The 11,060-nt window shown below is 67.5% G+C and carries 12 protein-coding genes; 8 read left to right on the top strand and 4 right to left on the bottom strand.

The genetic code is table 11. The features are described 5' to 3' along the window. Positions 1 to 309 precede the first annotated feature (309 nt). The gene (locus tag DM816_RS35825) at positions 310 to 1,056 is read right to left on the bottom strand and encodes a hypothetical protein (RefSeq protein ID WP_117214961.1); all 747 of its coding nucleotides are present in this window, start codon (positions 1,054 to 1,056) and stop codon (positions 310 to 312) included. Between the two features lie 43 nt (positions 1,057 to 1,099). Between DM816_RS35825 and DM816_RS35820 the strand changes: the two genes are divergently transcribed. From DM816_RS35820 to DM816_RS35810, 3 genes are all read left to right on the top strand, one after another. Continuing rightward, positions 1,100 to 3,652: a valine--tRNA ligase gene (locus tag DM816_RS35820; RefSeq protein WP_117214960.1), complete on the top strand. Its 2,553-nt coding sequence runs from the start codon at positions 1,100 to 1,102 to the stop codon at positions 3,650 to 3,652. An 88-nt stretch (positions 3,653 to 3,740) separates the two neighbouring features. Continuing rightward, positions 3,741 to 5,060: a bifunctional folylpolyglutamate synthase/dihydrofolate synthase gene (locus DM816_RS35815; protein ID WP_117214959.1), complete on the top strand. Its 1,320-nt coding sequence runs from the start codon at positions 3,741 to 3,743 to the stop codon at positions 5,058 to 5,060. Continuing rightward, on the top strand, positions 5,057 to 5,431 hold the full coding sequence (locus DM816_RS35810; RefSeq protein WP_117214958.1) for a DUF4233 domain-containing protein: 375 nt from the start codon (positions 5,057 to 5,059) through the stop codon (positions 5,429 to 5,431). The genes DM816_RS35815 and DM816_RS35810 overlap by 4 nt, the downstream gene beginning before the upstream one ends. Here DM816_RS35810 and DM816_RS35805 read toward each other — a convergent pair. Next, complete coding sequence (locus DM816_RS35805; protein WP_162908174.1) at positions 5,428 to 6,690, bottom strand: VOC family protein; 1,263 nt, start codon at positions 6,688 to 6,690, stop codon at positions 5,428 to 5,430. The two genes, DM816_RS35810 and DM816_RS35805, sit on opposite strands and share 4 nt — an antisense overlap. Before the next feature lie 92 nt (positions 6,691 to 6,782). On the opposite strand from DM816_RS35805, the gene ndk reads away from it, so the two are divergent. Beyond that, entirely contained in the window at positions 6,783 to 7,229 is a 447-nt protein-coding gene (ndk, locus tag DM816_RS35800; protein ID WP_117214956.1) for a nucleoside-diphosphate kinase, read from the top strand. On the opposite strand, the gene DM816_RS35795 is transcribed toward ndk, so the two are convergent. Beyond that, positions 7,226 to 7,567, bottom strand: a complete 342-nt coding sequence (locus tag DM816_RS35795) for a hypothetical protein (RefSeq protein WP_117214955.1) — start codon at positions 7,565 to 7,567, stop codon at positions 7,226 to 7,228. The two genes, ndk and DM816_RS35795, sit on opposite strands and share 4 nt — an antisense overlap. Positions 7,568 to 7,620: 53 nt before the next feature. Between DM816_RS35795 and DM816_RS35790 the strand changes: the two genes are divergently transcribed. The 3 genes from DM816_RS35790 (at position 7,621) to DM816_RS35780 (ending at position 9,790) form a co-directional block, all read left to right on the top strand. Continuing rightward, positions 7,621 to 8,619: an ABC transporter ATP-binding protein gene (locus DM816_RS35790; protein ID WP_117214954.1), complete on the top strand. Its 999-nt coding sequence runs from the start codon at positions 7,621 to 7,623 to the stop codon at positions 8,617 to 8,619. Between the two features lie 156 nt (positions 8,620 to 8,775). Beyond that, the gene (locus DM816_RS35785; RefSeq protein WP_246002547.1) at positions 8,776 to 9,546 is read left to right on the top strand and encodes an ABC transporter permease; all 771 of its coding nucleotides are present in this window, start codon (positions 8,776 to 8,778) and stop codon (positions 9,544 to 9,546) included. A 28-nt stretch (positions 9,547 to 9,574) separates the two neighbouring features. After that, positions 9,575 to 9,790 carry a hypothetical protein gene (locus DM816_RS35780; RefSeq protein ID WP_117214953.1) on the top strand — a complete coding sequence of 72 codons (216 nt, stop codon included), beginning with the start codon at positions 9,575 to 9,577 and terminating at the stop codon, positions 9,788 to 9,790. Positions 9,791 to 9,793: 3 nt separating this feature from the next. On the opposite strand, the gene DM816_RS35775 is transcribed toward DM816_RS35780, so the two are convergent. Further along, a complete protein-coding gene (locus DM816_RS35775; protein WP_117214951.1) occupies positions 9,794 to 10,186 on the bottom strand; it encodes an SgcJ/EcaC family oxidoreductase in 393 nt (130 codons plus the stop codon). A 149-nt stretch (positions 10,187 to 10,335) separates the two neighbouring features. On the opposite strand from DM816_RS35775, the gene DM816_RS35770 reads away from it, so the two are divergent. Further along, on the top strand, positions 10,336 to 11,060 hold a 725-nt coding region (locus DM816_RS35770), incomplete at its 3' end, for an ABC transporter permease (protein WP_162908173.1).

Below are 11,060 nucleotides of genomic sequence, written 5' to 3'. Positions count from 1 at the left end.
GGCAGTGTCAGAAGAACTCCGGGTCCGCGTTTCACCCGAGCACCGGAAACCACGGAAACCCTTGAAGCGCGCGCCCGGTACACCGAAAGGCGCTTACACCGGTGCGCCGAAAGGCACACAAACCGAAACCACCCGAAACCAGCCGGCCTGAACCACCCAAAAGGAAAAGGGAAACCGGAAGAGGGAAACCAGGAAGGGTGGGGTCGTGGGAAACGGGCGGCGGGTGTGTCAGATACGGCCGGAAAACGTTAGAAGCACCGCACGCGGCGTGAAATAGAAAGCGTCATCACCGATGCGGGGCCTGAATCGCTAACGGGTGAGGGTGGCCGAGCGCAGTGTGCGCATGAGGAAGGCTGCGTCGGTGGGGGCGCGTCCAGGGAACAGGGCCAGTGCGATGCTGCCGTGATCAGCCCAGCCACACACGGCCATCGGTGAGGCTTCCGTGCCGGTGGAGCCGCACTTCATGACCCCGCCCAGTGGGCCCGGGTCGACGGACTGCAAGCCGTGGATGCGGTCGCCCGCGTCCTCGGTGAGCTTCAGGACCGCGTCGAGCTCGCGCTCGGGGCTCAGAAGCAGTGTGGTGCCACCGAACAGCATGATGCTCTTGCCCGGGTCGTTCGTGGGATCCGAGTACACCGCTGCCGCGCTCCGGTCCAGATCGATCTCCGCGCGCAGCGCGGTGACGAGATCGGTGGCCGCCTCCTTGGCCCCGTCGCTGTCGTCGCGTTTGAGCTCCGCGACCGTCTCGGGCATGGCCAGTGTGGCGTCGCGCTGCGCGGCAACGCGCATGACGGTCGGGCCGACCGCGATGGCTGCCGCGATCGCGGCGGCGATGAGGATGACCAAGGCGATCGCGAGTGGACGGACCCGCTTGGGGGCGGGGCCGGATGCCTGCTCGGCCGCATCGTCATCGGACTGCGACGAGACCGCCGACGCGGCCCCGAACAGCTGGTCAGCGACGCTGACTGGCTCGCGGGCCGGCGCTTCCGCGGACGCGGGCGGTGCCGGATCGGAAGGCGGGGCTGGGCTGTCTGCGGCGTCGTGCGCGGTGGTCACCAGCGGAGCGTAACAATAGTTGGGGGCTTAGTAGACTTGCGCGGTGACCGACACACCACAGCAGCTCGCTGCGGCTTATCAGCCCGGAGACGTCGAGCATAGGCGATATGAGCACTGGCTTGCCTCAGGCTATTTCGGCGCCGATGCGAAGAGCGATCGCGCTGCGTTCTCGATCGTGATCCCGCCGCCCAATGTGACCGGTTCGCTGCATGTGGGGCACGCGCTCGACCACACGATCCAGGATGCGCTCATCCGGCGCAAGCGGATGCAGGGCTTCGAGACGCTGTGGCTGCCCGGCATGGACCACGCGGGGATCGCGACGCAAAACGTGGTGGAGCGGCGGCTGGCCGCCGAGGGGTTGTCGCGCCACGATCTCAGGCGGGAGAAGTTCGTCGAGCGGGTGTGGCAGTGGAAGGCCGAGTCGGGCGGCGCGATCCTGGGCCAGATGAAACGGCTGGGCGACTCGGTCGATTGGTCGCGCGAGCGGTTCACGATGGATGAAGGGCTCTCGCGAGCGGTACTGACAATGTTTAAAAGGCTTTTTGAAGACGGGCTGATTTATCGGGCCGAGCGGATTATCAACTGGTGCCCGAGGTGTTTGACCGCGCTTTCGGATATCGAGGTTGAGCATTCGGATGATGAAGGCGAGCTCGTTTCCATTCGGTATAGCGACGACATTGTCGTTGCCACGACGCGGGCGGAGACGATGCTCGGGGACACTGCGGTGGCGGTGCATCCGGATGACGAGCGGTATAAGCATTTGGTGGGGACGGAAGTCGAGCTGCCGTTGACGGGGCGGCGGATTCCGGTGGTCGCCGATGAGCATGTGGACCCGGCCTTCGGGACGGGGTGTGTGAAGGTCACGCCGGCGCACGATCCGAATGACTTCGAGATCGGGCAGCGGCACGGGCTGCCGTCGATCACGATGATGGACGAGCGTGCGGTGATCACCGTGCATGGGCCGTTCCAGGGGCTCGACCGGTACGAGGCGCGGCCGGCGGTCGTCGCGGCATTGCGCGAGATGGGGCTCATCGTCTCCGAGAAGAGGCCCTATGTGCACGCGGTCGGGCACTGCTCGCGGTGCAAGACGACCGTCGAGCCGCGGCTTTCGCTGCAGTGGTTCGTGAAGACCGAGCCGCTGGCGCGTGCCGCGGGTGACGCGGTGCGCGACGGGCGGGTGCGTATCGAGCCGGAATCGCTTGCGCCACGGTACTTTTCATGGGTCGACAACATGCACGACTGGTGCATCTCGCGCCAGCTGTGGTGGGGGCACCGGATCCCGGTGTGGTACGGCCCCGGCGGCGAGGTCGTGTGCGTGGGCCCCGACGAGCAGCCGCCGAGCGGTGAGGGCTGGCAGCAGGACGAGGACGTGCTGGACACGTGGTTCTCGTCGGCCCTGTGGCCGTTCAGCACGCTGGGGTGGCCGGACGAGACCGAGGATTTGGCGAAGTTCTACCCGACGAGTGTGCTCGTGACGGGGTACGACATCCTGTTTTTCTGGGTTGCTCGGATGATGATGTTCGGGCTGTACGCGATGGAGGGGCGCCAGCCGTTCGATGTCGTTGCGCTGCATGGGATGGTGCGCGACCAGTACGGCAAGAAGATGAGCAAGTCGTTCGGCAACGTGGTGGACCCGCTGGACTGGATCGATAGATTTGGAGCGGATGCCACCAGGTTCACCTTGGCGAAAGGCGCGAATCCGGGCGCGGACGTGCCGGTGAGCGAGGAGTGGTGTCAAGGGTCGCGCAACTTCTGCAACAAGCTGTGGAACGCGACGCGGTTTGCGTTGATGAATGGCGCCACTGTCGAAGGCGGGCTGCCCACAGAGCTGTCCACTGTGGACCGGTGGATTCTGTCGCGGTTGCAGCAGACCATCGCCGAGGTCGACGAGCAGTTCGAGGCCTACGAGTTCGCGAAGGTGTGTGACACGCTGTTCCACTTCGCGTGGGACGACGTGTGCGACTGGTACGTGGAGCTTTCCAAGGCAGCGCCCAGCCCGAGGGTGCTCGGGCACGTGCTGGACCAACTCCTGCGGCTGCTGCATCCGGTCATCCCGTTCGTGACGGATGAGCTTTGGTGCGCGCTGACGCGCAGTGACGCGTCGGTGATGGTGGCGGATTGGCCGGCCGTGGATCCGTCGTATGTGGACGATGCGGCCGAGGCGTCGATCGAGCGGCTGCAGCGGGTCGTGACCGAGGTGCGCCGGTTCCGGTCGGATCAGGGGCTCAAGCCGGGCCAGCGGGTCGCGGCGACGGTGTCGGGCATCGACGAGCATGAGGCGCTGGTGCGCTCGCTGGCACGGCTCGACGAGCCCGGCGAAGGGTTCGCGGCGTCCGCGACCGTGACGATCGCGGGCGGGGTCGTTGTCGCGCTCGACACGCGCGGCGCGATCGACGTGGCCGCCGAGCGGGCGCGGCTGACCAAGGACCGCGCCGTGGCCGAGAAGGAGATCACGCAGGCGCGGGCCAAGCTGGGCAACGAGGGCTTCCTGAGCAAGGCCCCGGCCGACGTCGTGGCCAAGCTGCGCGGGCGGCTGGCCACCGCCGAGGCCGATATCGCCCGCATCGACGACGCGCTGGCTAGGCTTTCCTCGTGACTGCTATACCAGCAGCCGGCTGGGTTGATCGCGGAGCGTTCAGCCCAGCCGGCGCAAGAGCACGGCTTCGCCTGAACGGAGTTGCCCCGTGAGCTCAGAGTTCGCGCAGGTCGAGGCGGAGCTGGAGGCACGCGGCTTCACCCGCTACGTGTTCGACCTCGGCCGCATTCGTGAGCTGCTGGACGTGCTGGGCAGCCCGCAGCTGGCCTACCCGTCGATCCACATCACGGGCACCAACGGCAAGACGTCGACCGCGCGGATGATCGATGCGCTGCTGCGCGCGCATGGCCTGCACACAGGGCGATACACCAGCCCCCATCTGGAATCGGTCCTCGAACGGATCAGCCTCGACGGCGTACCCGTTGAAGAGGAAAGGTTTTTGAATGTTTATCGGGAGGTTTCCCCGGTAGCCGAGTTGCTCGACGCGCGGCACGACGAATCGCTCACCTACTTTGACATGACGACGGCGTTGGCGTTCGCGGCGTTCGCCGATGCGCCGGTGGACGTCGGCATCATCGAGGTCGGGCTCGGCGGGGCCGAGGATTCCACCAACGTGATCGGCGCCGGTGTCGCGGTCATCACGCCCATCGGCATGGACCACACCGAATGGCTGGGCGACACGCTGGAGGACATCGCGCTGGCCAAGTCCGGGATCGTCCACGAGGGCGCGACCCTGATCTGCGCGGCACAGCCGGACGAGGCGATGAGCCCGATCCTCGATCGCTGCGCGGAGGTGGGCGCGACGATCGCGCGCGAGGGCATGGAGTTCGGTGTGCTGCGGCGCTCGATCGCGGTCGGCGGGCAGGTGCTCACGCTGCAGGGGCTCGGCGGCATCTACGACGAGGTGTTCCTGCCGCTGCACGGCGCGCATCAGGCGCAAAACGCGGCCGTCGCGCTCGCCGCGGTTGAGGCGTTCCTGGGCGTGGGTGGGAACAAGCAGCTCGACCCGGAGGTCGTGCGGGAAGGGTTCGCGCAGGCGACCTCGCCGGGCAGGCTGGAGCGGGTGCGCACGGCGCCGACGATTCTCGTTGACGCGGCCCACAATCCGCACGGCATGGCCGCGACGGTGACCGCGCTTGGCGAGGAGTTCTCGTTCGAAAACCTGGTCGCGGTCGTCGCGGTGCTCGGCGACAAGGACGTGCGCGGCATGCTGGAGCAGCTGGAGCCGGTCGTGTCGCACGTGGTGGCCACGCGCAACACGTCGCCGCGCTCGTTGAGCGCCGAAGAGCTCGGCGAGATCGCGCAGGAGGTGCTCGGCGAGGAGCGGGTGACCGTCGAGCCGTCGCTGCTCGACGCGATCGCCACGGCGGTCGGCGAGGCCGAATCGGGGTCCGCCGTGGGCGCGGGCGTGCTCATCACCGGGTCGGTCGTGACCGTGGCCGACGCGCGGAAGTTGTTCCGGGTGTGAGTCGTCGGGAGGTCAAACTTCTGTTGGGCGGCAAGCCGAGCGGGCTGCGGCACCCGAGCCGGGCACTGCGCGGGCTGGCGTCGCTGACCCTGACGGTGGAGGCGCTGGTGCTGCTGCTCTCGATCCAGCCGATCCGGGTCACGCAGGACGGGATCAGCATGCCGCAGCTCTTGGTGGTGGTCGTGGGAGTGGGCGCCGCGGTCCTGCTCACCGGTGCACTGCGCTGGCCGTGGGGCTGGTGGGCGGTCGGCGGGCTGCAGGTGGCGCTGATCGCGACCGGGTTTCTGCATTGGACATTCAGCGTGATCGGGATCGTGTTCGGGCTGGTCTGGCTGTATGTGCTCTATGTCCGCCGCCGTGTGCTGCTCTAATCCGTGCGGGCCTTCCACTGGGTGATCGCGATGCCGTGGCCGTCGGGATCCTTGAACGAGGCGGCGATCAGTTCGAGCCGCTCGCCCCGGTTGACCACGCGCGGGCCGTAGATGAAGCTCACGCCGCGCAGCTTGAGCTCCCGGTACACCGCCTCGACATCGCCCACCTCCAGGTTGAGGTGGACCAGGCGGCGGTTGACCGGCGCCGACTCGTGCGCGGCCATCAACACGATGCGCGTGTCGCCCGAGGCCAGGATGACGCTGTCCGGCCCGCTGTCGATCTCGTAGAAACCCAGCATGTCGTGGTAAAACCGTTGCGAGCGCTGGAGATCCGACACGATCACGGTGATGCCGACGCCGTGAATCGAGCCCGCCGACGCCGGGCGGGCGGCCGGCTGGGTGGGCAGCACCTGCTCCTCGGCGCCGAAGACCGGGGGAGGGGGCGTGGGCTTCTCCGGCTCGGGGACATCGGAGAAGTCCAGCACGTCGACCGTGCCGCCGCGCGGTGCGGGCACCTCGGCCGGGATCACCTCGCCCTCCAGCACCGCGACGGAGTGGGTTTCCGCCAGCGGTCCGGGCGACGGCCTGCGGCGCGGCAGCGGATCGATCGCCGCCGGCACACCCCAGTCGTCGACGTCGACATCGTCGGGGGCGTAGGGCCGCTCCTGGTAACGAGACCTGCCGCCGTAGTCGTCGTCATCGTCGTCGTATCGGTCGCGCTGGTGGAGGTAGAGCTCCTCAGGGTCGTCGATGTAGGGCGACTCGTAGGGGTCGTTGTGATCAGACTCGTCCTCGTAGGACTCGTCGCCGTAGGGCGCGCTGAAGCCCACCCGGTCCCACTGGATTTTTATCCGGCGGACGTCGGACACGGCGATCAGGGCCGGTAGCGGCTCCCCGACCTGAGGCCATTTTGCGACCGGTACCCGAGGGTCGCGCACCACCACGGTCTCCCCCGGCAGACCGGGCGCGTCGACCAGCACCGTCATCTCGCAGCGGCCGAATTCGACGTTGCTCAGCGGCTGCGAGGAAACCTTCTGCACGTGGACCGTGCCCGCGACGAACGTCCTGTCGGCGCCGCGCATGGAGGCCGTGGTGAGCAGGGCGACGGCGATGATGACCAGGGCCGCGCCGACCGCGCCGAACGGCCAGCCGCCGGCCTCCGTGCCGAGACCGGCCGCCATCGATATGACAAACAGACCGATCGTGCCGAGAGCCACCGCGATGGTGGCCCGGCCCGGCCGAACGGGCTTTCGTCCCAAGCGCGCCACTGTGGACCCTCCCCGACCGTTCCCATGTAGTTGCTCAGCGTAGGCGGGTATGTCGATCGTGGAAAGTGCCTAACGGTAGGCTGATGAAGTCTGCTCGTGTTGACGCAGGTCAGGAGAGTGTAGTGGAACGCACGCTGGTGCTCATCAAGCCCGACGCGGTGAATCGCGGTCTGATCGGAGAGATCGTCTCCCGGTTGGAGCGCAAAGGACTGACATTCGACGCGCTCACCTTGCGCGCGATGGACGCCGAGCTGGCCGATGCGCATTATGCCGAGCACGTGGAGAAGCCGTTCTATCCGCCGCTCAAGGACTTCATGACCTCCGGGCCGCTGGTGGCGGCGATCGTGCGGGGGGACCAGGCGGTGTCGGTGGTGCGGGCGCTGGTCGGGGCGACCGATGGGCGGGTGGCCGCGGCCGGGACGATCCGCGGGGACCTTTCGCTGTCCAATCGCGAGAACCTGGTGCACGCGTCCGATTCGGTGGAGTCGGCGGAGCGCGAGATCAAGCTCTGGTTCCCGGAATTGGTCTAGAGACCGTTCTCCCGCGCGATCTCGTCGACCGCTTGGGTGGCCGAGTGAAGGTCGGCGCCGGTCGCGTCGCGGTATGCCTTGACGGCCTGGACCTTCTTGCCCTGTTCGAGGAAGCGCAGGACGTCTTGCAGGGCGGGCTCGGGGTCGGGGACGCCCAGATGGTCCATGACGCTGCGCAGCTTGCGATCCAGTGCGGACAGTCGGGCGTGTGCCGCGTGCTCCACGGTGTCGTTCTCGTCCCGCGGCCCCGCGGGCCTGCCACCCTTGCCCGATCGGCCCAACGCGAACCCGACTATGAGGCCAAGAACGAGTAGGACAATCGGCCATACGAGCTCCATGGCATCCATTAAACCCGTTCGGAATTGTCGGTGGCGGTGGCTAGGGTCGGGACGTGAGTGAGCTAGCCATTGAGGCGGTAGGGCTGCGCCGCACATATCGCAGCCGCACGGGTTGGCTACGGCCGAAGATCAGGCAGACCGAGGCTGTCAAAGGTGTCAGCTTCACGGTGGCAAAGGGCGAGCTCTTCGGGCTGCTGGGGCCCAACGGCGCGGGGAAGACCACGACGATCAAGATGCTCAATACGTTGCTCATTCCGAGCGCGGGGACGGCCCGGATCTTCGGGCATGATGTGGTGGAAAACACAACCGAGGTGCGGCGGCGCATCGGCTATGTGTTCGGCGGTGATCGCGGACTTTACGACCGGCTGTCGGCATTGGACAACCTGCGGTATTTCGCTGAGCTCTATGCGGTACCGGCCAGAGAACAGAAGGCTCGGATAGGTGAGCTGCTTGAGCTGGTAAATCTGGCCGGCCGGGAGCGGGAACGGGTCGAGGGATATTCGCGGGGCATGCGGCAGCGGCTGCACATCGCGCGCGGGCTGCTGCACCGGCCGCAGGTGCTGTTCCTGGACGAGCCGTCGATCGGGGTCGATCCGGTGGCGGCGCGGGATCTGCGGCGCACGGTGGCCGATCTGGCCGCGACCGGCACGACGGTGCTGCTCACCACGCACTACATGGCCGAGGCCGACGAGCTGTGCGACCGGATCGCGGTCATCGCGCAGGGCGAGCTGAAGGCGCTCGGCACGCCGGACGAGCTCAAGCACTACGCGGACGGGCGGCGGGTGGTCGAGGTCGAGGCCTACGGCATCGATGACGACGTCTACGGGCGGATCAGGCGGATCGCAGGCGTGAAGGAGACGACGCTGGAGGCACAGGGCGCGGTGCAGCTGCTGACCGTGCAGTCCGCGTCCGATGTGGACGTTCAAGGCGAGGTGCTCGCGGCGCTTGACGGGGTGCGGCTGGGGCGGGTGGCGGCGCGCCGGCCGACGCTCGAAGACGCTTACGTGTCAATCGTTTCGGACGACTCGCCGGAGTTGGTGGTTGCGACATGAGATTGGGATTGGCTCACGCCGAAGCGGAGCGCAGCGAAGCGAAACCGGGGCTTGCGGAGGTTTCGGTATGACCGAGGGCTTGCCCGAGGGCATCATGAGATTGGGATTGGCTCACGCCGAAGCGGAGCGCAGCGAAGCGAAACCGGAGGTTTCGGCGTGAGGCTGCTGCGGATGGTGGGTGTCGGCTCGCTGATGCACCTGAAGATGGCCAGCCGGAGTCCGTTCGAGATCGCCACCGGGCTGATCGTGCCGATCGTGCAGGCCACCATGGCGGTCTACCTGCTGCGGGCGTCGGAGCAGCCGCAAAACATGATCAAGGCGGCGGTGGGGGCCGGGCTGATGGGCATCTGGTCGCAGGTGCTGTTCGGCTCGGGTGGTGCGATCCAGCGGCAGCGGTGGATGGGCACGCTGGAGATGATGATTATCTCGCCGCGGCCGCCGGCGCTGACCGTGCTGCCGATCACGATCGCGACGGGCCTGCAGGGCACCTACACGATGGCGGCGACGTTGGTGTGGGGGTGGGTGCTGTATGGGATTGTGCCGTCGTTCGCGCATCCCGGGCTGTTCCTTGTGGCGGTGGTCGTGTGCATTGTGGGGCTCGGGATGTTCGGGCTGCTGCTGGCGTCCACGTTCATCCTGATGCGCAATGCGAATGCGGTGTGCAACACGCTGGAGTATCCGATCTGGCTGCTGTCGGGCATGCTCGTGCCGATCACGGTGCTGCCCGGGTGGACCGAGCCCGTGGCGTCGATCCTGCCCACGACGTGGGGTGCGCGGGCCGTGCACGAGGCCGCCACCGGGGGCGCGGTCTGGCCATCGGTGGGGTGGTGCCTGCTGATCAGCCTGATGTGCTTCGGGTTCGGTGCGCTGTCGATGTCCTATGTGGAGCGACGGGCGCGGGCGGCGGCCACGCTCGCGCTGGCTTAGCTTTGACTCGTGGGCCTATCCTGCTCGCATGGAGCTGATCCTGCTCGTGGGCGCGGTCGTGGGGTTGATCGCGGCTGCCATCGTGTGGGATGCGGTGCGGATGCGCCGGATCGGCACGGCGCAGCCGACCGATGGAAGCGGCACGGAGCTCCCGCGGGACCACGTCGGCCAGCCTTATGGCGAGGCACCGCCTTCGGCGGACGGCGGCAACGGTGGATCCGGTGGCGGGTCGGGTCTCGGCTGACGCCTAGGTTTGGACGATGGTGTTCTGGCCGGCGGCCAGACGCCATTGCCCGTCCTCTTTGGACATGATGTAGAGCGGGCTGCCCTCGTTTTCGTCCTCGATGGGCGTGCCGTCCAGGGTCACCGGGCGCTGGCGGACCTTCACCGCGGCCACGTCGGGGCGGATGAACAGGACGTGGACGACCTCATAGCCGGCGGTGGAGTCCTTCATCGCGCCAGGGAGCACCTGGTGCGTGAAGGCCGATATCTCGTCCCGGCCGGTGAGGCGCTTGCCGTGGGCGGTGGTCCAGATGGCGTCGGGGCGAAACAGCGAGACGAATTCGTCGGGTAGTTCGTTCTGCTGAGCGTGCTGGACGGTGGCCACAACCTGTTTGATGGCTTCGATTTCGGTCTCCATGGGAGCAAGTTTGAAAGCTCAAGGGAGGTTGAGGTCAAGCGGGTCGGGCGGGTTTGGCGTGTGGGTCGGCTCACCCGGAAATCGGGTTTCGTGGACCGGGGAGGGCGGGGGAGGATATGGATGCGCCGAAACGATTACGGGGGTTAGGTTTGAGACTCATCACTGTGGGCGGCGTGATCGCCTATCGGGCCCTGTTCAACTGGACCACCCCCTCGATGTATGTGGGGACCCTGCTCGTCGGGCCCGTCTTCCAGCTGTTGTTCTTCGCGTTCCTCGGCCGGCAGCTCGGCGTGGCCGACGACGGGTTCTACATCGTGGGCAACGCGGTGCTCGCGGCGTCCGCGCTGTGCCTGTTCGGCGGGACCATGGCGGTGTCCAACGAGCGCCGCTTCGGCACCCTGGGCAACGTGCTGCTCTCCCCGCGCAGCAAGACCGTCATCTTCTTGGGGCGGGCGCTTCCTTACGCTGGCAACGGGCTCATCGTGGCGGCCTTCACGCTCGTGGTGGGCACGCTCATGCTCGGGCTGAAGGTCCCGTCCGGCGCGTGGGGCGGGCTGTTCCTGACCCTCGCGGTGGCGTCGCTTTCGGCCTCGTTCTTCGGGCTGGTGCTCGGCTCGATTGGCTTGCGCTACAACGACGTGTGGCTCATCTCCAACTCCACGGTGGCGATCATGATCCTGCTGTCGGGCACGGTCGTGCCGCGCGAGCAGCTGCCGGCGGTGCTGCGGGTGGTGGGCGACTACCTGCCGCTGACGCACGCGGCCAACGCGGCGCGGGAGCTGGTGGGTGGGGCGTCGCTGGGCGGGGTTGCGCCGCAGTTGTTGGCTGAGTTCGGGATTGGGCTGGGGTATGCGGGGGTGGCGGGGGTGCTGTT

Origin of the sequence: Allorhizocola rhizosphaerae, from assembly GCF_003426775.1 — a bacterium.
GTDB classification, from domain to species: domain Bacteria; phylum Actinomycetota; class Actinomycetes; order Mycobacteriales; family Micromonosporaceae; genus Allorhizocola; species Allorhizocola rhizosphaerae.
Note: the sequence above shows the minus strand (reverse complement) of the source record. Positions and strands in the feature narration are given on the sequence as shown.

Excerpts from the sequence above, each read along its gene's own strand:
- DM816_RS35775 (WP_117214951.1), bottom strand. The coding sequence starts at position 10,186 with ATGGAGACCGAAATCGAAGCCATCAAACAGGTTGTGGCCACCGTCCAG.
- DM816_RS35780 (WP_117214953.1), top strand. The coding sequence starts at position 9,575 with ATGGAGCTGATCCTGCTCGTGGGCGCGGTCGTGGGGTTGATCGCGGCT.
- DM816_RS35795 (WP_117214955.1), bottom strand. The coding sequence starts at position 7,567 with ATGGAGCTCGTATGGCCGATTGTCCTACTCGTTCTTGGCCTCATAGTC.
- ndk (WP_117214956.1), top strand. The coding sequence starts at position 6,783 with ATGAAGTCTGCTCGTGTTGACGCAGGTCAGGAGAGTGTAGTGGAACGC.